Source organism: Microbispora sp. CA-135349, assembly GCF_050947365.1.
GTDB lineage: Bacteria > Actinomycetota > Actinomycetes > Streptosporangiales > Streptosporangiaceae > Microbispora.
The window spans coordinates 620,193-641,307 of the sequence record NZ_CP192001.1 but is presented as its reverse complement, the minus strand read 5'-3'; the positions used below and the strand labels follow the sequence as shown (position 1 = coordinate 641,307).

Here is a 21,115-nt window from a genome sequence, read left to right as displayed (position 1 = left end):
GGGCCGCTATCGGATTTCCCGGGCCTTTCCCGGGCCGTCGTCAGGGTCTCCGTCAGGGCCGGCTCGTGTGGATCAGCCGTCCGGTGCCGGGAGCGGCGTCCTCCCACGGCACGTCCAGCTCGATCACCGCGTACGCGGCGGGCGGGAAGCCGTCGAGCCGGGCGTCCGTCAGAGCGGCGACGAGCTCGTGCACGCCCGGATTGTGGCCGACGAGCACCACCGACGCGATCTCGCCGTCCGTGCGGCGCAGCACGCCGAGCAGGTCGTCCGGGTACGCCTCGTAGATGTCGCGCTCGATCTCGATGGGGGCGTCGACGCCGAGCAGCTCCGCGGTCCTGCGGGTGCGCACCGACGGCGAGCACAGGATGAGCCCGGGAGCGAACCGCCGGATCTCCTCCCCGGCCGCCCGCGCCTCCCGCTCACCGCGCGGGGTGAGAGGACGTTCGGTGTCCAGGAGGCCCGGCGCGTCTCCGGCCGTGGCGTGCCTGACCACGACGAGCGTCCGGACGCTCACGGCATGGCCCAGACAGCGAGGCCCACGATCACGGCGATCATCACCGCCATGGTCAGCAGGATCAGCGCCAGCGTCCTGCCCCCGTTCGGCTTGTCCATAAGTGCTCAGTGTATGGAGAAGGTCCCCCGCTCCCGGAGCAGGGGACCTTCGAGCCGGTTGGAGGCCGCGTCAGTGGGCGACGGGCTCCGTGGCACGGGAGGCCTCGTCGGCCTCGCCGGACGGGGCGATGCCCGTGGCGCGGCGCTTGGAGACGACCACGGCGCCGACCACGACCGCCACCGCGATGACCGTCGCGGTGACGCGGACCGCGACGTTGTCGGCGTACGTGACGACGGCCGGGGCGATCAGCAGCGCGACCAGGTTCATGACCTTGATCAGCGGGTTGATGGCCGGGCCGGCGGTGTCCTTGAACGGGTCGCCGACGGTGTCGCCGATCACGGTGGCCGCGTGGGCCTCCGAGCCCTTGCCGCCGTGGTGGCCGTCCTCGACCAGCTTCTTGGCGTTGTCCCAGGCGCCGCCGGAGTTGGCGAGGAACACCGCCATGAGCGTGCCGGACGCGATGGCGCCGGCGAGGTAGGCGCCGAGCGGCGCGTACCCGAGCGCGAAGCCGACCGCGATCGGGGTCAGCACGGCGAGCAGGCCCGGGGTCGCGAGCTCGCGCAGCGAGTCGCGGGTGCAGATGTCCACCACGCGGCCGTAGTCCGGCAGCTCGGTGCCGTCCATGATCCCCGGCTTGGTGCGGAACTGCTCGCGCACCTCGTAGACGACCCGGCCGGCCGCGCGGCCGACGGCGCTGATCGCGAGGCCGGAGAACAGGAACACCACGGCCGCGCCGACGATGAGGCCGACCAGCACGTTCGGCGCGTCCACCGAAAGACTGAAGTCGGCGAACGAGCCCAGGGCGTTCTTCACGCCCTGCGTCGCCTTGGCGAGTTCGCCCTCGACCGCGGTGCGGAACGAGCCGAACAGCGCGGTCGCCGCGAGCACGGCGGTCGCGATCGCGATGCCCTTGGTGATCGCCTTGGTGGTGTTGCCGACCGCGTCCAGGGAGGTGAGCACGCGGGCGCCCTCGCCCTCGACGTCGCCCGACATCTCGGCGATGCCCTGGGCGTTGTCGGAAACCGGGCCGAAGGTGTCCATCGACACGATCACGCCGACCGTGGTCAGCAGGCCGGTGCCGGCGAGGGCCACGGCGAACAGCGCCACGGTCACGTTGCCGAAGCCGAGCAGGAAGGCGCCGTAGACCGCACCGCCGATCAGCAGCGCCGAGTAGACCGCGGACTCCAGGCCGACCGAGATGCCGGACAGGATGACGGTGGCGGGGCCGGTGAGCGAGCTCTCACCGATCTCCCGGACCGGGCGGCGGTTGGTCTCGGTGAAGTAGCCGGTGAGGATCTGGATGGCGCTGGCCAGGACCAGGCCCACGAGCACCGCGCCGATGGCGATCAGGCGCGGGTCGGCGGTGACGGAGGCGACGTCCGCGGCGGCGCCGGACAGGTCGGCGAAGCTCGACGGGAGATACGCGAACGCCGCGACGGCCACCAGCACGGCCGAGATGGCGGCGGAGATGAAGAAGCCGCGGTTGATGGCGGACATGCCGGAGCGGTCGCTGGCGCGGGGGGCGGTGGTGAAGATGCCGATGACCGCGGTGATCACACCGATCATCGGGACGATCAGCGGGAAGACCAGGCCCTCGGTGCCGAACGCGGCCTTGCCGAGGATCAGGCTCGCGACCAGGGTGACGGCGTACGACTCGAACAGGTCGGCGGCCATGCCGGCGCAGTCGCCGACGTTGTCACCGACGTTGTCGGCGATGGTGGCGGCGTTGCGGGGGTCGTCCTCCGGGATGCCCTGCTCGACCTTGCCGACCAGGTCGGCGCCGACGTCGGCGGCCTTGGTGAAGATGCCGCCGCCGACACGCATGAACATCGCGAGCAGCGCGGCGCCGAAGCCGAACCCCTCGAGGACGTTCGGCGCGTCGCCCTTGTAGACCAGCACGACGATCGCGGCGCCCAGCAGGCCCAGGCCGACCGTGAACATGCCGGCCACGCCGCCCGTGCGGAACGCGATGCGCATCGCGGTCTTCTCACCCGACTCCCGGGCGGCGGACGCGACGCGGACGTTTCCGCGCACGGCGAGCCACATGCCGATGAAGCCGGTCAGCGCGGAGAACACCGCGCCGACGACGAAGAAGACGGACCGGCCGATGCGCTCGCCGGTCGAGCCCGCCGGGAGCAGCAGAAGCAGAAACGGAATGATGACTACGAATATCGCGAGCGTTCGGAACTGCCGCGTGAGATACGCTGCGGCGCCCTGTTGCACGGCACGGGCGATGTTCTGCATTCGCTCGGTGCCCTGCCCGGCGGCGAGCACCTCCCGGACCAGGCCGCCCGCGACGGCCAATGCCAGCAAAGCCACGACGGCGACAACGATGACAAGAGTGAGATGGGAACCGTTCAGAGCTACCGCTGCGCCTTCGCCAGCGGCGTGCAAGGCAGACATCCGTCCTCCTCGGCCAGACGGGGTTTCGGTCCTCCTGCCCGGGCGGCGCTGGACGAACCCACTGGTCGTGCGGCGCTTCCGGGCGGGTTGGCAAGTGCCGCTTCCGGTTGCATCCGCAATACCTTGGCCGGTGCCGGGAGTCTACGCAGCGATGCCACGGATATGAAGGCCCTCGTGGCGCGTAATCGAAACGGCGTCCAGTAATAGGCGAACATTTGCGCCGCTTTGAAGGTGCTTTGACCAGCGGAGTCAGGGGCGCCACGGTGAAGGTCGGCCTGGTTACGGCGCTCCCCGATCCCTGATTTCGGACATCCCAAATCAGGGTGGGCATAACAAAGATCGAGTGTCACGCCGGGGGCGACACTCGATCTGTTCGAAGGTCTTGCACGTCCTCCGAGGCCGGTCAGAGGGCGGCGACGCCGTTGGGAGACGCGGGCCAGCTCATGCGGATGCGCATGCCCTTGGGCCCGGGTAGCACCTCGACGTCGTCGGCCAGCCCCGCGATGACCGCGATGCCCAGATTGTCGATCTCGGGCATGAGGCTGCCGTTCGCCTCCAGCATCTGAGGCGTCACATCCTCGCTCGGGGCGGCGTCGGTGACCGTCACCTCGAAACGCCCCGCGTCATCGCGTAACTCGATGCGTACCGGCTCGCCGGGGCAGTGGAGGCGGTGCGCCTCCACAGCCCGCGAGCACGCCTCTCCGACGGCGAGCCGCACCTCGTCCAAGATCGCCTCCGCCACACCCGTACGCCGGGCGATGGCCGTGGCGACCAGCCGGGCCGTACGCACGTGGGCGGGCAGAGCGCTGAACGTCAGCTCGACGGTGGCCATGTTGCCGAATCCCCAGCCGTCACTTGTCCCGGCCGTGGGCTTCCTTGGCCTCCTCGACCGAAGCGTAGATCCCGAAGACCTTCGTCAAGCCGGTGATGCGGAAGATCTTCAGAATGCGCTCCTGCGTGCAGACGAGCTCCAGGGAGCCGTCGTGCGCCCGCACCCGCTTGAGGCCGCCGACCAGCACGCCAAGGCCCGTCGAGTCGAGGAAGTCCACCTTCTCCATGTTCACGAGCAGGTGGAAGTTGCCCTTGTTGACCAGGTCGATCAGCAGCTCACGCAGTCTGGGCGCGGTGTAGACGTCGATCTCACCCTCGACATCGACGATGGTGAGATTGTCCTCGGAATGGTGGTCCAACTTCAGATCCACAGATCCTCCAGCGCCTTACTTGCGTAGGTCTCGATACAGGTCATGCATCCTGGTAGTCCAGAGGCACGACCCGATGCGCGGCATTCAACCACGCTACGACTCCGTGTCTATACGAAATCACGACTCCGGGCGACTCTCCCCGCAGATGCCAAACTGGAAACCAGTGACTCCGACTTCTTCGTCCTCTGCCCGAACAGGCGACCTTCTCACCCGTCTGCTCGCGGTTCCCGCGCGCCGGGGGCGCGTGACCCACGTGGAGCATGTTCCAGCACGTCAGGCGAGTGACGCAAGGTGGCCGGAGTGGGCTCCGGAACCGCTGGTCTCGCGGCTGCGCCCGCACGGGGTCACCGGCCTGTGGGAGCACCAGCTTCAGGCCGCCGAGCTGGTGCGTTGTGGCCGAAACGTGATCATTGCCACGGGGACGGCGTCCGGAAAGTCCCTGGCCTACCTGGTGCCGGCGGTCACGGAGATCTTCTCCGGCGGCACCGTGCTGTATCTCACCCCGACCAAGGCGCTCGCCGCCGACCAGCTCAGGGCCCTGCGCAGGCTGCGGCTCACGCAGGTGCGCGCCGCGACGTACGACGGCGACACGCCGCCCGAGGAACTCCGTTGGGTCCGTCAGAACGCCAACTACGTGCTGACCAACCCGGACATGCTGCACAGGTCCATTCTGCCTCGCCACTCGTCCTGGTCGTCCTTCTGGCGGCGGCTGCGGCTGGTGGTCGTGGACGAGTGCCACGGTTACCGCGGCGTCTTCGGCTCCCACGTCGCCCAGATCCTGCGCCGGCTGCGCCGGGTCACCGCCAAGTACGGCTCCTCTCCCGTGTTCCTGCTGGCGTCGGCCACCGCGAGCGACCCGGCCGCCTCGGGAATGCGCCTCACCGGCCTTGAGATGGCCGAGGTGACCACGGACGCCTCTCCCAAGGGTTCGACCACCTTCGCCCTGTGGGAGCCGCCTCTGACCGATTTACGCGGGGAGAGCGGGGCCCCGGTCCGCCGTACGGCCACGGCCGAAGCGGCCGACCTTCTGGCGGACCTCGTCATCGAGGACGTACGCACTCTCGCGTTCGTCCGCTCCCGCCGCGCCGCCGAGACCGTGGCCCTCACCGCCCGCCGCACGCTGGAGGAGGTCGAGGCCCTCCTCGACGCGGGACCCGCGCCGTACGGCGAGGACGCCGGGCCCGCGCCCTACGAAGAGGACGCCGGGCCCGCTCCCTACGGGAAGGACGCCGAGGACGCGCGGGAGGAGCTGAGCGGCCCGGGCGACGCCGGACGGTCTTTCGCGGCGGTCCCGGGCACCGCGGACGCGGCGGAAACCGGAGCGGGGACCGATCGCGAGAGGAACCGGCTCGCCGACCGGGTGGCGGCCTATCGGGCGGGCTACCTGGCCGACGACCGCCGGGTGCTCGAGAAGGCCCTGCGGTCGGGCGAGCTGACCGGCCTGGCCACCACCAACGCGCTCGAACTCGGCGTCGACGTCTCGGGACTCGACGCGGTCCTCATCGCCGGATGGCCCGGCACCCGTGCCTCCTTGTGGCAGCAGGCGGGCCGGGCAGGACGCGCCGGGCAGGACGCGCTGGCGGTGCTGATCGCCCGGGACGACCCGCTGGACACCTACATCGTCCATCACCCGGAGGCCGTGTTCGGACGGCCGGTGGAGGCCGTCGTCCTCGATCCGGATAATCCGTACGTGCTGGCACCCCACCTGTGCGCGGCCGCCGCGGAGATCCCGCTGACCGAGGACGACCTGGAGATCTTCGGCCCGGCGGCGCGGGGCGTGCTCGACGACCTCGTGAGTCAGGGACTGCTGCGCCGGCGGCCCACCGGGTGGTTCTGGACGAGCCGGGACCACGCGGCCGATCTGGCGGACATCCGCGGCTCGGGCGGCGCTCCCGTGCAGGTCGTGGAGGCGTCCACCGGCCGGCTGCTGGGCACGGTCGACGAGCCGTCGGCGCACACCATGGTCCATCCCGGGGCCGTCTACCTGCACCAGAGCGAGACGTTCGTGGTCGACGTGCTCGACCTGGACGCGGGGGTCGCCCTGGTCACCGCAGCCGAACCGGACTACGCGACCTTCGCGCGGGACGTCACCGACATCCGGGTGATGGAGTCGCTGCGTTCGCGGCCCTTCGGTCCCGGCGCTCTGCATTTCGGCTCGGTGGAGGTCACCCGCCAGGTCGTCTCGTACCTCAAGCGGCGCGCCCAGACCGGGGAGGTCCTCGGCGAGGAGCCGCTCGACCTGCCGCCGCGCACACTGTGCACCCGCGCGGTCTGGTGGACCCTGCCCACGCCCGCCCTCGCCGATCTGACCCGGCCCGGAGACGCGGTGGATCTCGGGGGGGCCGCGCACGCCGCCGAGCACGCCTCGATCGGCCTGCTGCCGCTGTTCGCGACCTGCGACCGGTGGGACATCGGGGGCGTGTCCACCGAACTCCACCCCGACACGGGCCTGCTCACGGTCTTCGTTTACGACGGCCACGACGGAGGCGCGGGCTTCGCCGAGCGCGGCTACGCCCGGGCGTCCGACTGGCTGACGGCGACGCGAGAGGCGATCGCCTCGTGCGAATGCGAACGAGGCTGCCCGTCCTGTATCCAGTCTCCCAAGTGCGGCAACGGCAACGAGCCTCTCGACAAGGCCGGGGCGATCCGCCTCCTCGACATCCTTTTGCGCGCCTGATCGGGCGTGTCAGGTGCCGGATGCGGACACGGCCCCTTCGAACGGACGAGAGGCCGGCCTCGGCGTCCTGCTCCTGCTCCGGCGGGTGACCGTGTGGCCGTCCGGGGCGCGGGTGTGGGCGCGCGCTCCCGGCGGGGATCGTGTGGCCTTCCGCGGCGCGGAACGGGCGCGTGCCCCCGGCGGGTCGCCGGGAGCTATCGACCGTCAGAGGTCGCGGCGACGGCCGGAGTACAGGGAGTCGTCGTCCTCCGTCCAGACGTCCGGTTCGGGCTGCCGGAGAGGCCGTTCCTGCGACTGCCCGTTGATCGCCGCACCGGCGGGCACCGCCGGTGCCGGGACCGCCGGCACCCGAGGGGACGGCCTTGCGGGAGACAGCGTCACGTGAGAGAGGGACGCCTGGCCGCCGTCACCGATGAGAGTGGCGGAGGTCGCCTCCTCCGCCGGTGACGCGCCGGAGGTCTCAGCGGCGAGCCGCGGCGACTCCTGCTGGTCCGTGGGGGTGAGCGGGGCGGTCGGCTCCTGATCGGACGGCGTGGTCCGCGTGTCCGCGGCCGTCGAGATGGGCGCGTCCAGGCCGGCCTCGGTGCCGGCCTCGGTGCCGGCCTCGGTGCCGGCCTCCGTTTCCGTCTTCGTCTTCGTCTCCGTCTCCGTCTCCGTCTCCGTCTCCGTCTCCGTCTCCGTCTCCGTCTCCGTCTCCGGGAGACTCTCGCGGGCCTTGGGCCTGGCGAGGATGACAGAAGGACGCCGGGCGGGGGTGGCCCCTCGGGCCTTCGCCGTGGCGGCGCCGGTGAGCGCGGCCGCACCACTGGCCACCGTGGCGGTCCGCGATGAGGCGTCCGCCTTTCCGTCGGCCGGCTGCGGTCCGGAGCCACGAGGCTGTCCGTCGCCCGCGGTGTCGCCGGTCAGGCCCTTGCGCCGCAGCCAGGCCCCCAGGTTCGCGCCCGTGAGCAGCAGGACGACGGCGAGCGCGATGTACGCACCGGTGCTGAGCCCCCCGAGCGGCAGGAAGGAGGACTGAGCCGTCATCTTCGGATCGTCGGTCTTCTCGGGAACGACCACCGGCTCGGTCTGATCACTGCCGCCGTTCGCCTCCGGCAGCATGAGCTCGGTGTCCTTCGGCAGCTCGGTGTCCTGGGGATGTGTGGCGTTTTCGGGGAGTTTTGTGTCCTTCGGCAGCGTGGGCACCGGGTTCTGCACGGCCGTGGACTGGTGTGCCTTCGGCGTCTTGGCGGCCTGCGATCCGGCCGCCGATTTGTCCGGCGTCTTCGACGGTGTCGGAGAGGGGCTCGGTGACGCCTTCGGCGCGGGAACGGCCACATACGCGGCCGAAGAGCGCTGAGATCCCACAGTGCCGCCAGTGCCGTCCGATCGGAACGCCCGGACGGAAACGTCCACCTTCTCCCCACCTAGCCCGGCCGGTATCGCGAGGCTCGTCTTACAGGACGAACCGGAACAGGCGGAGTCGACGGAGACAGAGCCGGACTTGCCGGCCTTGACCGAGCTGATCTCGTAGGACTGGAGATCCGATTCCGCGCCCTTCGCCCAGCTGACCAGGATCGTCGTAGGGTTCTTGAGCTGCGCCTCGACCCCGGTGGGAACCTCCGGCGGACGGCTGAGCACGAAGGTCGAGGTGGCGTAGGTCTTGCGCGTGACCTCACCCGACAGGCTGACCGTGAACGTGCCGTTGGGGGCGTCGCCGGGATCGAAGGATCCGCTGATCGTCTGGTTCGCGCCGCCAGTGGCGATCTTCTGCCGGGACACGGACGGGCCCTCGACGTACAGGGACATGCTGATCTGGTACCAGTCCGTCTTCGCGGACACGGCCACCGGACCGGACGACTTCACGACCTCCCCGTCCGCCGGGGACAGGATCTCCGCGTCGGCCGCGTTCGCCGGTGCGGCGCCGACAGTCAGCGCGGACGCCAGAGCCATCGAAACGATCATCGCCGTTGTGCCCAGCCTGCGAACCCTGGTCACGAGGCATCCCTTCGTGGAGAACCGTCCGCCCCGGCCGCCTTGGCCGAATGCGTCCGACGACTGAGAGTACGCGGCACTTTACGCCAGCCGTCCGCTCTTGGACCCTATGTCTAAGAAGTCGTGATTCTATTGCGACATGGGTTGCACGACATTACTCAAGATCCCGAAGTGAACCATATGTTGGGCCTTGTCCGGAGCAGCCGATGAGGTGTCATCGCGGCTCTACGGGTGTCTTTCGCCCGCGCGGAACCTACGACGGCGGGGAGGAGCCGGTGTTGTTTTCCGCGCGGTGATCCGCCCACCGGCCCCCGCTTGCCGGTGCCCGCCCTCGCACACCCCCTCATGCCGCCGCACCGACCGGACCGGCCCTGGCGGAAGCGGCGGCCGTCGTGGGACCGAGAAGAGGGATCAGGAACCGCACCCTCACCGTCACCTCCGCGACGCCGTCCGACAGCGAGCACGACCGCAACGACGCGCCGTTGACAGTGGTGATCGCCTCCGCTCGTTCACACGCCTCATCCGGGGCCGCCAGCGCCACGCGGGCGGCCCCGAGCGCGCCGAGATCGGCGGCGCTCTGCGCCCGGTGACGCGCGACGCGGGCGACGCCCACCTGAACGACGACCATCGCCACCGCCCATACGACGGTCATGAGGGCCATGGCCCAGATGGTCGCCGAGCCGCGTTCCCGCACGTGGCGCACGCCGTCCTCCCAGGCGGGGGATTCCCGGTGCATGCCTGTTGTCCGCGACGATCCGTCATCCACACGTCCCGGCCGGACAAGTGATCCACCACTCACGCTCCACCGGCTCTCAGCCATGCGCCATCAACGCTCCCTCGTTACGCAGACGGGTACTCCCCCGGCCCGGAGACAGCCTTGGTCCGCCCCCAGCTTGGAGACAGCCTTGGTTCTCCCATAGCTCGGAGACAGCCTGGTCCCCCAGCCCGAAGACAGCCCGGCCTCCCCTGATGTGAAGAGCGCCTTCCCTCGGTTCGCTCGCTTCCGTCCAAGGTCTCCCCTGCTTTCCGGAGTCCGGGGATCCGCCGCCTTCAAGGCGGAGGCGCCGGCGTATCCACCGTCGTCGGCAGTACGCCGGGTTCGGTGGCCGCGACGGCGGCTGCCCGGAGGCGAGCCGGCGGCAACGGTGACCTGAACGGTGGCCGAACGGTCGCGATGACCTCGACCCGCGTGGTGTCGGCCCCCGCGCTGATGGACACCGTGGCACCCTCGGGAGCCAGTCTCAGCACCGTCGCGCTCACCTCCTCGGTGGCCTCGCCCCGCGCAGCCGCCCGTGCGCCGGCCTGGGCGGCGTCCACGCATCGCAGTTGGGCGCCCGCGATCGTCACCACCCACAGTGAGGCGGTCAGCACCAGCACGAGGGCGGGGAGAGCGACAGCGGTCTCCGCGGTCACCGAGCCTCGCCCCCGCCCGAGCCGCATGTCCAGGACACGAGGCCGCGACGTCTCGGGAGATCGACGCAGCACAAGGGCACATCGGCGTAGCACCCGAACATGTCGACGCAGCACAAGGACACGTCGGCGCACCACCCGAACATCTCGGCGCAGCATCGACAGCCTCAGGCGGCCAGCTTCAGCGCCTTCTGGATGAGCGCGGCGAGCATGGACCTCACCTCGGCGCTGGTGACCACCTTCCAGAGAAGTGCGGCGAACCCGCAGGCGGCGATCGTGCCGACGGCATATTCCGCGGTCGACATCCCCGCGTCGGCCCTCGTCGCGGCCTGCACCGCCCACCGCATGCTCAGCTCCCGGGCGCGCCGCGTGACCCCGGCGACGGAATGCCGCAGCACCACGGACGACCGCCTGACGGCGGCGCGCGTCGTCTGCGCGACCCTCCGCAACCGGGCGCTTTCGTACCTCGCGCCCTGCTGCCCGGCACCCATCCGCCGCGGCAGTGCCGCCCCTGGGAGAGCGGCCAGCGCGCTGAGAACGAGGACCCGCCCCACGGCCACGCCAGAGCCGTGGCCGTCCGCCGCCCGCCGGCCGACGACCGCCCGCCGTCCCACACAGTCGGCTCCGGGGCCGAAACCCGGGCGGCCGAATCCGGGACCGGAGCCCGGCCGTCGCCCGGAGCGAGGCCCAGAGCGAGGCCCAGAGCGACGTCCGGAGCACATCGACGGCCCTGAGACATTGGAGCCGCCGGATCCTGCCCCGTGGCCGAGACGGGCGAAGACAGACGCTCCCCCGGAGCGGCTGAGCAGCGCCCTCCGCACGGAGCGCACGAGGGCCGCCCATCGTGCCGGCCGCGCCCGGTGACGGCCCACCGCGTCACCGTCTCGCCGCCGGAGAATCGGGCCCGTCTGGTTCCTTCCAGTCGCCGCGTGCTTGCTCATCGGTCCTCCTGACCCGCTCGGGGCGGCTCCTCCGCCCGTGCTGGGGCCAGGTTGTGGCATCGCGGGCGGCGGAATTCGGGCCGAGCACGGTTCTGTGGACAAGAGCCGCGCCATCGGAGTTGTCCACAGCACCGGCTCGGCACCTGTGGATGAACGACCAGGAGTCGGGGGCTTTCCGCACCATCCGTCCCCGGCCTACCGTCCACAGCTGTGGATGACGGTTATCCACAGGGTGTTCACGGCAGGAGGATCTGGCCGGCCAAGCCCGCGACCATGGGAATGATCCCGAGAAAGACGAAGGCCGGCAGGAAGCACAGCCCAAGCGGTGCGACGGCGTGAACTCCCACCCGTCGTGCCGCTGCCGAAGCGGCCGCCTGAGCCGTACGTCTGGCGTCGTCGGCGAGCCGGGTGAGGACCTCGGCTACCGGCGCGCCGCTCTGGGCAGCCCGGATCATCGTTCTGGCCAGGGCGGCGAGCGCGGGCTCGTCGGACAGAACGGCCCACGCCTCCTCGGGAGGTGCGCCCAGGCGCATCCGGGCACCGGCCCACGAGAGGCGCTCGCCCACCGGGCCCGCTATCGCGCCAGCGGTCGTCTCGACGGCACCGCTCATCGGCTGCCCGGCACGGAGGCAGGCGACGATCAGATCGACGGCGAACGGAAGGTCGGCCCCCATCCGCTCCCGCCGGCGCCTGACTTCAGCGGGCTCCCGCCTGCGAACAGCGACTAACAGGCCGATGGCCGTCATCGTCCCCGCGAGCACTCCCGCCGGACCGCCGAGAAGCAGGAAGATCGCGAATCCCACAGGTGCCGCGACGGCCACTCCTCGGCGAGACGCGCTCGCGTCCACCGGCATGGGGACCGACGTTCCCGGAATCGGCGCCTCGGGTGACGGCACCGACGACGCGATGGCGTTCAGCCGCGCGTCCGGCGAACGGGCCACCGGCCATGCCAGCATCGCCAGCGTGGTCAAAATCCCGGCCAGCACGGCGAGCATGTCTCGCCCCCCTTCACACGAAGCCCTCCTGGGCGGCGACGAAACCGGACACGGCGGTCCTCGCCCATCCTGAAGGCCCACACCTGATTCACCCGCGCCCGCCGCCCCGCGCGGCCACCTTCGATCACCTGGCCGCCGCCGCCGCGGCACACGCCGGTTCAGGCCGTCACCGTGGATCGGATCCCGGTAGCTCCTCCGCCCGGGTGACCAGCCTGTGCGTCCACCAGACGCCGGCGGCGTCGAGGGCGAGCCCGACGACCAGACATGCGAGCCCAGCCGGGCCACCGAGCAGGAACGCCAGCGGATTCATACCGAGTCCCGCGCCCATCAGCAGGCCGAGCACGGGCAGGCCCGCCAGCATCCGGGCGGTCGCCCGAGGCCCGGAGAGCTGGGCGGTCACCTCTTCCCGATGGGCCTGTTCCTCCCGCAGGGACGCGCACACCCGTTCCACCAGTGCGGTCAGGCCGCCGCCCACGGTCACGCTCACCCGCCAGCACGCGGCCAGCCGGACCAGGCCCTCCCCACCGCGGGCGGGTGCGGCGCTCAGCAGAGCCGCGGCGACGTCGCCGCCATCTCTGGCGGCTACGACCACCGGGGCTAGCGCGACCGGATCGGGTGGGCTGATGGAGGAGACGGCCCGCGCGAGAGCGTCACCGGGAGGCCTGCCCGCCGACAGCTCGGCCGCCAGGCTCTGGCACAACTCGATGGACGCCGCACGCCAGGCCGCCGCCGTCGCCCCCGGCCGTGGACGGAGCACGAGAGCCGCCCAGAACCTGCGCAGGTTCCTTGGCCGGCGCGTTCCGGTGAGCGACGCCAGGCGTGTCGCCCCGGAAACCGGCCCGGCCCACACCCAGGCGGCAAGGGCGGCGGCGAGCACCGCGGCCACGCCCAAGGCCAGCCCGCCCGGCGGCGTCATAACGGCCATGACGCCGGGCAGCGTGCTCGCAACGCGTCGAAGGACGGGCCCCGGCGGGCCCCGCGGTCCGTGCCGAAGGTCAGGGCCGGAACCGCCGTCACAAGGCCGGACGGACCGCGTTCGAGCACACAGATCTCCGACACGCGGCGACGGCCGCCCCCGGCATCCCGCACCAGGTGGATGACGAGGTCGAGCGCGGCGGCGATCTGGCTGTGCACCGCCTCCCGCGACAACCCCGCGGCGCAGGCCAGAGCCTCCAGCCGGGCGGGCACATCGGCGGCGTTGTTGGCGTGCAGCGTTCCGCAGCCGCCTTCGTGGCCCGTGTTCAAGGCCGCCAGGAGATCGACGACCTCCGCTCCCCGTACCTCGCCCACCACGAGACGATCGGGCCGCATCCGGAGGGCCTGCCGTACAAGATCGCGCAGTTCGACCCCGCCCGCGCCTTCCAGGTTCGGCGGCCGGGCCTCCAGCCGCACGACGTGCGGATGCACGGGCTGCAGCTCGGCGGAGTCCTCGACCAGCAGCAGTCGCTCCGCCGGACCGGCGAGGGAGAGCATGGCGCTCAACATTGTCGTCTTGCCGGTGCCGGTGCCCCCGGTGACCAGGAACGCCAGCCGCGCCGCCACGATCGCGCGGAGCACGGCGGCTCCGTCCTCCGAGGCGAGCTCCTCCACGGTGAACGCCCGCCGCGAGGGCAGCCGCAGGGACAGGCAGGTCCCCTCCGCCGCGATCGGCGGGAGTACCGCGTGCAGGCGCACACCGCCGGCGAGCCGGGCGTCCACATAGGGACATGCGTCGTCGAGACGCCGCCCTGCCGCGGCAGCCAGACGCTGAGCGAGCCTGCGGACCTCGTCGTCTCCCGGAAAGGTCACACCTGTCCTGCGCAAGCCGTCCCCGTCGTCCACCCACACCTCCCGCGGCCCGTTCACCAGGACGTCCGTGACGCCCGGCTCGGCCAGCAGGGTTTCGAGCGGGCCCGCGCCGATGAGATGGGCGCGCAGCGTGCGTGCGACGGCCAGGATCTCGGCGTCGCCGAGCACGGCCCGCTCCGCGCGCAGGGCCGCCGCCACCTGGGCCGCGGTGGGAACGGCACCGGTCTGCGACAGCCGTACTCGGACCGCCTCGACCAGATCCGCACCGACCCCGGGAACGGTCACCGGGCCGGCGCGGGTCACGGGCCACCTGCCCCGGCGGCCGGTCGACCGATCCGGCCGGTCCGCGCAGCCCGCTCAGCCCGACCGGTCCGCTCCACCCGGTCGGTTCGCGCAGCCCGCTCAACCCGACCGGTCCGCTCAATCCGGTCAGTCCTGGAGGAACCGCCCAGGAGAGACTCGAGCAGCTCCGCGCAGAAGCGGCCCAACGGGGAGCGGCGCAACGGCGGCGGGTCGCCCCGATCCAGTGTCTCCACAAGTCCGCGAACCTCCGGCATCACGCCCGCGCACGGGGCCGACAAAGAGGCCGCGACGACGTCCGGATCGAGCGTTCCCGCGCGCATCACCAGGCGCAGGTCGCCGGTCCCCGGCCGGAGCAGGGTCACCGTCTGGGCCGCCGCCAGCGCTCCTCGCAGGTCCGCGGGAACGACGACGATCGTCGCGGCGGCCCTGGCGAGCGCCTCCGCCTCGCCTTCGCCGAGATGCCGCGGCAGGTCGACCACGACCAGGTCACAGCCGCGCCTCGCGGCGTCGAGCACCACGCGCATCGCCTCCCGGGGGATGGGCAGCGGCTCGCCGCGATGCGCGGACAACACGGTGAGCTCGCCGAAGGTGGGCAGCGCCTCCTGAAGGGCGGCGAAGCTCACTCTGCCTTCCCTCCCGGCCACGTCGGGCCAGCGGGCGCCCAGGGCCTCCTCCTGGCCGAGCAGTACGTCGATCCCTCCACCGAGCGGATCGGCGTCGACCAGGAGCGTGCGCAGCCCACCGCGGGACGCCGTCAGCGCCAGGGACGCCGCGAGGACGGTGGCACCGGCGCCGCCTTTCCCCCCGGCGACGCAGAGGACCGTGCCGGCCCGGGTCGCGGGCTCGGCGGCGTCGCCGAATTCCTCCATGAGGAGCCGTTCGGCCTCGGGCAGCTCCAGTACGGTGTGCGCCCCGACGGCGACGCACCTGCGCCACATGTCGGGGTCGCCGGCCGTCCGCGTCACGACGACCACGTTCTGCCGGGGTGGCGGGCCCGTGGCGGCGAGATCGTCGGCCAGGTCGCTGCCGACCACGACCAGCGGCGCCCGGATCCAGTACGGCCGGACGTGCGCGGCCGCGTGGGCGACGTCGAGTTCGACGCCCGCGGCGGCGGCGATGCGCAGCAGATCGTCGAGGAGTTCCTGATCGGTGGTTATGGCCAGTGGGCGTGGCATCGGTGTCTCCCTGTGGTCCGGGACGACTCGGCGTCCGGCACGACCACAATGCGAGGGGCCGCGACCGGCCCGGGAGAGCGAATCATGTTCTGTGGACGAAGCCCGGCCTGTGGACAAAGGCCGGCGGCTCGGTCGTCCGCCGATCGGCCACAGGTTGATCAAAAGAAAGGGCGACCCCCGCCGGGGGGGGAGAGCGGGGGCCGCCGAGTGGTCCGGCTCTGGGGGGGTAGAGCCGGTCCCGTGTTACAAGAAAGCTTTAAACAAGGGACCAGGGCATGGCAAGGGTTTCGCCGCCCGCGAAGCGGTCGATATGGGGAGACACACCGCATGCTGCCTGATCACGAGAGGTGCACCGAGGACTCGTCTCCCATTTGAGTAAAGATCTGTCCAAGAGTCAGTGTTACATGTCGGCAGGCGTGGCCGCAACGGATGCACGCGACGGCCGCAAGGGGTGACGCACCGCTACTTCTATGCCGACATACTCCCCCAGTGGGGATGGGCTGACAGGAATGACTGAGGTGACTCGGTAATGCTCTTGGCCTCAGGGGTTTCCATCTCAGGGAAACGGACGTAAAAAGGGATTACGGACCTGCGGGTCCGCGTACGGCATCGGGCACCCACGCGCGACCAGCCGCGGGAGGCGTGTCGAGACGGGCTTGACCCGCTCCGACGAATTCAGGTGCACGCTTGGTAACCCGGTGACACGTACCGGCGACGGCGTTCCACACCAGGGACGCCGTCCGCTTTGTCCGCACCACGGCCACACACCACGGCCACACACGACGGCCATCTCAGGCGAACCGGCGGCGCCGGGCAGCCACGGCCCTCGCGTGGATCAGCGGGACATGGCCTCGCAGATCGCCGTCGTCTCGCGGACCCCGAGGACGACCGCCGACGCGCAGTGCCGCACCCACGTGCCCACGCCCTCGCCCGTGCCCGTGCAGTACGCCCTGAGGCTCTCGGCGTACGCGTCGCCGAGGTCGGCGTGGCCCACCTCCACGATGGCGAGCGACTTGGGGTCGAGACCGAGGTCGACCAGGGTGAGCCGCTCCGCGGCGCGGGCGACCAGGCCGTCGGCCACGCCGAAGGGACGCAGCACCGCCAGCTCCGCGTGCACTACCGCGGCGAGCACGAGCGCGGGAGCCGCGGTGGAACCCGTGAGCAGCCCGGCGAGGGCCGACATCCGGGCCGCCGTCTCCTCCGCCCCCGGAGCCGGACCGACCCCGAGCGGGTCGGCGGTCGTGGGCGCGGTGCGCGGCCTGCCGGGATCGGCGGTCAGCCCGGCGGCCGCCAGCGCGTGCAGCCGGGCGAGCACCTGACGCGGCGCCGATCGCCACGTCGGGGCCAGCCGGCCGAGTTCGGCCGAGGCGCGCAACGCGCCCTGCACGACGGGGTCGGTCACCTCACCCATGCGCAGCGGCTCGAGCGGCACGTCCACGCCCTCGATAGCGGCGGAGGCGCGCGCGCCGCGCAGGGCCGACTCGGCCGACACCTCGGGACTGCGCCGGCGCAGCACCCGGTGGCGGTAGAGCCGGTCGACGGCCTCGCGGGCCTCCTGCACGGCCTCGGGCACGCCGGGCAGCCCGGCGATCACGGCCAGGGGATCGCTCACAGCCCCCGACCATACCCGCCGGTAGGGCGTCGTTCGCCGAGGAGGTGCGGCCGTTCACCGCACAACGACGACACCGGTCTCGGCCGGCTTCCCGCCTGGGGCTAAATTTGCAGGCCAAAGGCCGGTAACCGGACAAAACGCCCCCACCCCGATTACTTGTACTTGACACCGCTCGCCTGGTGAAGTGGGACACGACATACCCCTGCTTGGCCGAGGCGGCCGAACGAGAGACAACCTTTTAGACGCTGTGAAGGAGTACGGAGTGGCCACCGAGACCCCCGGTCAGGAACCCCAGGAGACGCTGTCGAACCTGCTGAGCGAGACGCGCAGGTTCGAGCCCCCGGCGGACCTGGCCTCGGCCGCGAACGTCACGGCGGACGCCTACGAGGAGGCCGCCCAGGACAGGCTCGCCTTCTGGGAGCGCGCCGCCGAGCGGCTGACGTGGGCGGAGCGCTGGGACACCACGCTGGAGTGGAAGCCGCCCTTCGCCAAGTGGTTCATCGGCGGCAAGCTGAACGTCGCCTACAACTGTGTCGACCGCCACGTCGAAGCCGGCCGGGGCGACAAGGTCGCCTACTACTGGGAGGGCGAGCCGGAGGGCGACAGCCGTACGATCACCTACGCCGACCTGCAGAAGGAGGTCGCGAAGGCGGCGAACGCGCTGCAGGAGCTGGGGGTGCGCAAGGGCGACCGGGTCGCGGTCTACATGCCGATGATCCCCGAGCTGCCGATCACTCTGCTGGCCTGCGCCCGGATCGGGGCGATCCACTCGGTGGTCTTCGGCGGCTTCTCCGCCTCCGCCCTGAAGAGCCGCATCCACGACGCGGACGCCAAGGTCGTCGTCACCGCCGACGGCGGCTTCCGCCGCGGCGCGCCCAGCGCGCTCAAGCCGACCGTGGACGAGGCGGTCGCCGAGTGCCCCGGCGTCGAGCACGTCCTCGTGGTCCGCAGGACCGGGCAGGACGTCGCGGTCACCGAGCGCGACGTCTGGTGGCACGACCTCGTGGACCGCCAGCCGGCCGAGCACGAGCCCGTGCCGCACGACGCCGAGGACCCGCTGTACATCCTCTACACCAGCGGCACGACCGGAAAGCCGAAGGGCATCCTGCACACCACCGGCGGCTACCTCACGCAGGTCGCCTGGACCCACCACGCGGTCTTCGACCTCAAGCCCGAGACCGACATCTACTGGTGCACGGCCGACATCGGCTGGGTGACCGGGCACTCCTACATCGTGTACGGCCCGCTCGCCAACGGCGCGACCAGCGTGATCTACGAGGGCACCCCGGACACCCCGCACCGCGGCCGCTTCTGGGAGATCGTGCAGAAGTACAAGGTCACGATCCTCTACACCGCCCCCACCGCGATCCGTACGTTCATGAAGTGGGGCGACGACATCCCCGCGAAGTTCGACATGTCGTCCCTGCGGGTGCTCGGGTCGGTCGGCGAGCCCATCAACCCCGAGGCGTACGTCTGGTATCGCGAGCACATCGGCGCCGGCCGCTGCCCGGTGGTGGACACGTGGTGGCAGACGGAGACCGGCGGCATCATGATCAGCCCGCTCCCCGGCGTCACCGCCGCCAAGCCCGGCGCCGCCATGCAGCCGCTGCCCGGCGTCTCCGCCGACGTGGTCGACGACCAGGGCAACTCGGTGCCGAACGGCGGCGGCGGCTTCCTCGTGGTCCGCGAGCCGTGGCCGTCCATGCTCAGGACCATCTGGGGCGACGACAAGCGCTACGTCGACACCTACTGGTCGCGGTTCGAGGGGATGTACTTCCCCGGAGACGGCGCCAAGCGCGACGAGGACGGCGACCTGTGGCTGCTCGGCCGGGTGGACGACGTCATGCTCGTCTCCGGGCACAACATCTCCACGACCGAGGTCGAGAGCGCGCTGGTCAGCCACCCCAAGGTGGCCGAGGCGGCCGTCGTGGGCGCCACCGACCCGGTCACCGGCCAGGCCATCGTGGCCTTCGTGATCCTGCGCGGCAGCGCGGAGGAGAGCGACGACATCGCCGCCGAGCTGCGCGCCCACGTGGCCAAGACGCTCGGCCCGATCGCCAAGCCGCGGCAGATCCTGGTCGTGCCCGAGCTGCCGAAGACCCGCTCCGGAAAGATCATGCGCCGGTTGCTGCGCGACGTGGCGGAGAACCGCTCGCTCGGCGACGTCACCACGCTGACCGACAGCTCGGTCATGAACCTGATCGCGGAGAAACTGCCCAGCGCCAAGAGCGACGACTGATGGCGAACCGCCCGATCTCGTGAGGAAGGCGTGGACGACCGGCGTCCACGCCTTCCTCGTCTCCGCGTCCGTGCGGCGAGGAGCGGGCGGGTCGCCTGAGGTGTCATATTCCGGCCGCCTGTGGGCAGGTCCCCGCATGTGTGGGCTTCGGACCGCGGTCATCCACAGGCGAGGGGCTTCACGTGCACGTGCGCGGACGGGCACGAGATGATGTTTGATAGTCGCAGATAGGAGATCGCTCATGCCCGAGGACGAATCGCTCGGTGCGCTGGTCGCCCAGGCGAGCCATCACATCTCGACCCTCGTACGGTCGGAGATCGAGCTGGCGAAGGCCGAGCTCAAGTTCGACGCGAAGCGGGTCGGCACCGCGGCGGGGCTGTTCGGCGCCGCGGCCTTCATCGGGCATCTGTGCCTGATCCTGGCCTCCTTCGCGATCGCGTACGCCCTCGTGGCCGCGGGGCTGGCCACATGGCTCGCGTTCACGATCGTCACGGTGTTCTACCTCCTGATGGCCGGGTTGCTGGTCCTCATCGGCTACCGCCGGCTCAAGGGGCTGACCGGCATGAAGCGCACCAGGCGGAGCCTGCGCGGCCTGGCGGGCCCGGAGGAGGCGGAGGAGCTGCCGGAGAGGGTTCCGGCATCCGGACCGCGGCCCGCGGCCCCTGCGCCGCCGCCGTACACGGGCCCGACCGCCGGGCAGGTGGGCGCCCACCGGGAGTCCGTGAGCGATGCCGGCTGACGAGGCGCTGACCGAGGTCGACGGCCCCTGGACACACCGGACGGTGCACGCGGGCGGTGTGCGATTCCACGTGGCGGAGGCCGGGGACGGGCCGCTGGTCCTGCTGCTGCACGGGTTTCCCCAGTTCTGGTGGACCTGGCGGCACCAGCTCCCAGCCCTGGCGGAGGCCGGTTACCGGGCCGTCGCCGTCGACCTGCGCGGGTACGGCACCAGCGACAAGCCGCCACGCGGATACGACCTGCCCACACTGGCCGTGGACGCGGCGGGCCTGGTGCGCGCGCTCGGCGAGACGAGCGCCGCCGTGGTGGGGCATGACTGGGGCGGTCTGCTCGGCTGGACCATGGGCGTGCTCGACCCGAAGGTGGTGCGCCGGCTCGTCGCGGTGTCGGCGCCGCATCCGCTGCGCATGCGTGCCGCGCTGTTCACCGACCCGCTCGGGCAGCTCAAGGCCAGCCGCTATGCCCTGGGATTCCAGCTCCCGTTCCTGCCGGAACGGAAGCTGACCCGCAAGGGTGGCGCCGCGGTGGGCCGGTTCGTCGAGCGGTGGGCCGGGCCGCAGTGGCCGGGCGACAGCGTGACGCACGTGTACCGGGAGGCGATGCGGATCCCCACCGTGGCCCACTGCGCGCTGGAGTACTACCGCTGGTTCGCCCGGTCCCAGGTCCGTCCGGACGGCTTCCGCTACGCCCGGCAGATGCGGGCGGAGATTGAGGCTCCGACGCTGCAACTGCACGGCGCGCTCGATCCGTGCGTCCTGCCGCGGACCGCCCAGGGCTCCAGCAGGTTCGTGGCCGCGCCGTACCGGTGGCGGCTGATCGAGGGCGCCGGGCATTTCCCGCACGAGGAGCGCCCCGAGCAGTTCAACGCCGAGCTCATCTCCTGGCTCTCCGACCCCGAACCCGACCGCTGACAGTGTCGTCCACATCGGCACCGGTTCCGCCGTCGCCGGCCTGGCGGCGCTCCCCCGCTGCCGGATCGGTACCCGTGATCTTGAAGAAGATAGTAGAAATGTGCCCTGAAGTGGCCCAACTCCCTGTCCGGCGT

17 protein-coding genes are annotated in these 21,115 nt (G+C 71.4%); 4 read left to right on the top strand and 13 right to left on the bottom strand.

What is annotated here, in order from left to right; all coding sequences use genetic code 11:
• Positions 1-52: 52 nt before the first annotated feature.
• From ACQPZZ_RS03105 to ACQPZZ_RS03090, 4 genes are all read right to left on the bottom strand, one after another.
• Positions 53-514 (bottom strand): SixA phosphatase family protein, encoded by a 462-nt coding sequence (locus ACQPZZ_RS03105; protein WP_432928740.1) that lies wholly within the window; start codon positions 512-514, stop codon positions 53-55.
• Positions 515-682: 168 nt separating this feature from the next.
• Positions 683-3,016: a sodium-translocating pyrophosphatase gene (locus ACQPZZ_RS03100; RefSeq protein ID WP_432928738.1), complete on the bottom strand. Its 2,334-nt coding sequence runs from the start codon at positions 3,014-3,016 to the stop codon at positions 683-685.
• A gap of 403 nt (positions 3,017-3,419) precedes the next feature.
• Positions 3,420-3,848, bottom strand: coding sequence for an ATP-binding protein (locus ACQPZZ_RS03095; protein WP_363634858.1), 429 nt, complete (start codon positions 3,846-3,848; stop codon positions 3,420-3,422).
• 19 nt (positions 3,849-3,867) lie between these two features.
• Positions 3,868-4,218: an STAS domain-containing protein gene (locus ACQPZZ_RS03090; RefSeq protein ID WP_030506779.1), complete on the bottom strand. Its 351-nt coding sequence runs from the start codon at positions 4,216-4,218 to the stop codon at positions 3,868-3,870.
• 145 nt (positions 4,219-4,363) lie between these two features.
• Here ACQPZZ_RS03090 and ACQPZZ_RS03085 point away from each other — a divergent pair, with 145 nt between their 5' ends.
• A complete protein-coding gene (locus ACQPZZ_RS03085) occupies positions 4,364-6,895 on the top strand; it encodes a DEAD/DEAH box helicase (protein ID WP_432928736.1) in 2,532 nt (843 codons plus the stop codon).
• A gap of 204 nt (positions 6,896-7,099) precedes the next feature.
• Here the strand turns inward: ACQPZZ_RS03085 and ACQPZZ_RS03080 are convergent, their stop codons facing one another.
• The 9 genes from ACQPZZ_RS03080 to ACQPZZ_RS03040 all read right to left on the bottom strand — a co-directional run bounded on the left by ACQPZZ_RS03080 (position 7,100) and on the right by ACQPZZ_RS03040 (position 17,093).
• The gene (locus ACQPZZ_RS03080) at positions 7,100-8,827 is read right to left on the bottom strand and encodes a hypothetical protein (protein ID WP_432928734.1); all 1,728 of its coding nucleotides are present in this window, start codon (positions 8,825-8,827) and stop codon (positions 7,100-7,102) included.
• A gap of 385 nt (positions 8,828-9,212) precedes the next feature.
• Positions 9,213-9,605 (bottom strand): Rv3654c family TadE-like protein, encoded by a 393-nt coding sequence (locus ACQPZZ_RS03075; protein WP_432928732.1) that lies wholly within the window; start codon positions 9,603-9,605, stop codon positions 9,213-9,215.
• Between the two features lie 314 nt (positions 9,606-9,919).
• The gene (locus ACQPZZ_RS03070) at positions 9,920-10,282 is read right to left on the bottom strand and encodes a TadE family type IV pilus minor pilin (RefSeq protein WP_432928730.1); all 363 of its coding nucleotides are present in this window, start codon (positions 10,280-10,282) and stop codon (positions 9,920-9,922) included.
• A 164-nt stretch (positions 10,283-10,446) separates the two neighbouring features.
• Positions 10,447-10,893: a DUF4244 domain-containing protein gene (locus tag ACQPZZ_RS03065; protein WP_432928728.1), complete on the bottom strand. Its 447-nt coding sequence runs from the start codon at positions 10,891-10,893 to the stop codon at positions 10,447-10,449.
• 563 nt (positions 10,894-11,456) lie between these two features.
• The gene (locus tag ACQPZZ_RS03060; RefSeq protein WP_432928726.1) at positions 11,457-12,215 is read right to left on the bottom strand and encodes a type II secretion system F family protein; all 759 of its coding nucleotides are present in this window, start codon (positions 12,213-12,215) and stop codon (positions 11,457-11,459) included.
• Between the two features lie 166 nt (positions 12,216-12,381).
• Entirely contained in the window at positions 12,382-13,140 is a 759-nt protein-coding gene (locus ACQPZZ_RS03055) for a type II secretion system F family protein (protein WP_432928725.1), read from the bottom strand.
• On the bottom strand, positions 13,128-14,306 hold the full coding sequence (locus ACQPZZ_RS03050; protein ID WP_432928723.1) for a TadA family conjugal transfer-associated ATPase: 1,179 nt from the start codon (positions 14,304-14,306) through the stop codon (positions 13,128-13,130). Before ACQPZZ_RS03050 ends, ACQPZZ_RS03055 begins: the two co-directional genes overlap by 13 nt.
• Positions 14,303-15,481 (bottom strand): septum site-determining protein Ssd, encoded by a 1,179-nt coding sequence (ssd, locus tag ACQPZZ_RS03045; RefSeq protein WP_432928721.1) that lies wholly within the window; start codon positions 15,479-15,481, stop codon positions 14,303-14,305. Before ssd ends, ACQPZZ_RS03050 begins: the two co-directional genes overlap by 4 nt.
• 835 nt (positions 15,482-16,316) lie before the next feature.
• Positions 16,317-17,093, bottom strand: coding sequence for an oxidoreductase (locus ACQPZZ_RS03040; RefSeq protein WP_432928719.1), 777 nt, complete (start codon positions 17,091-17,093; stop codon positions 16,317-16,319).
• Between the two features lie 262 nt (positions 17,094-17,355).
• Here ACQPZZ_RS03040 and acs point away from each other — a divergent pair, with 262 nt between their 5' ends.
• From acs to ACQPZZ_RS03025, 3 genes are all read left to right on the top strand, one after another.
• Positions 17,356-19,332 (top strand): acetate--CoA ligase, encoded by a 1,977-nt coding sequence (gene acs, locus ACQPZZ_RS03035; RefSeq protein ID WP_432928717.1) that lies wholly within the window; start codon positions 17,356-17,358, stop codon positions 19,330-19,332.
• 241 nt (positions 19,333-19,573) lie between these two features.
• Positions 19,574-20,071, top strand: a complete 498-nt coding sequence (locus ACQPZZ_RS03030; protein WP_432928715.1) for a phage holin family protein — start codon at positions 19,574-19,576, stop codon at positions 20,069-20,071.
• Positions 20,061-20,981, top strand: coding sequence for an alpha/beta fold hydrolase (locus ACQPZZ_RS03025; RefSeq protein ID WP_432928713.1), 921 nt, complete (start codon positions 20,061-20,063; stop codon positions 20,979-20,981). Before ACQPZZ_RS03030 ends, ACQPZZ_RS03025 begins: the two co-directional genes overlap by 11 nt.
• The last annotated feature ends 134 nt before the right edge of the window (positions 20,982-21,115 follow it).

Excerpts from the sequence above, each read along its gene's own strand:
- ACQPZZ_RS03025 (WP_432928713.1), top strand. The coding sequence starts at position 20,061 with ATGCCGGCTGACGAGGCGCTGACCGAGGTCGACGGCCCCTGGACACAC.
- ACQPZZ_RS03075 (WP_432928732.1), bottom strand. The coding sequence starts at position 9,605 with ATGCACCGGGAATCCCCCGCCTGGGAGGACGGCGTGCGCCACGTGCGG.
- ACQPZZ_RS03030 (WP_432928715.1), top strand. The coding sequence starts at position 19,574 with ATGCCCGAGGACGAATCGCTCGGTGCGCTGGTCGCCCAGGCGAGCCAT.
- ACQPZZ_RS03060 (WP_432928726.1), bottom strand. The coding sequence starts at position 12,215 with ATGCTCGCCGTGCTGGCCGGGATTTTGACCACGCTGGCGATGCTGGCA.
- ACQPZZ_RS03055 (WP_432928725.1), bottom strand. The coding sequence starts at position 13,140 with ATGGCCGTTATGACGCCGCCGGGCGGGCTGGCCTTGGGCGTGGCCGCG.
- ACQPZZ_RS03100 (WP_432928738.1), bottom strand. The coding sequence starts at position 3,016 with ATGTCTGCCTTGCACGCCGCTGGCGAAGGCGCAGCGGTAGCTCTGAAC.
- ACQPZZ_RS03095 (WP_363634858.1), bottom strand. The coding sequence starts at position 3,848 with ATGGCCACCGTCGAGCTGACGTTCAGCGCTCTGCCCGCCCACGTGCGT.
- ACQPZZ_RS03085 (WP_432928736.1), top strand. The coding sequence starts at position 4,364 with ATGCCAAACTGGAAACCAGTGACTCCGACTTCTTCGTCCTCTGCCCGA.
- ACQPZZ_RS03080 (WP_432928734.1), bottom strand. The coding sequence starts at position 8,827 with ATGGCTCTGGCGTCCGCGCTGACTGTCGGCGCCGCACCGGCGAACGCG.
- ssd (WP_432928721.1), bottom strand. The coding sequence starts at position 15,481 with ATGCCACGCCCACTGGCCATAACCACCGATCAGGAACTCCTCGACGAT.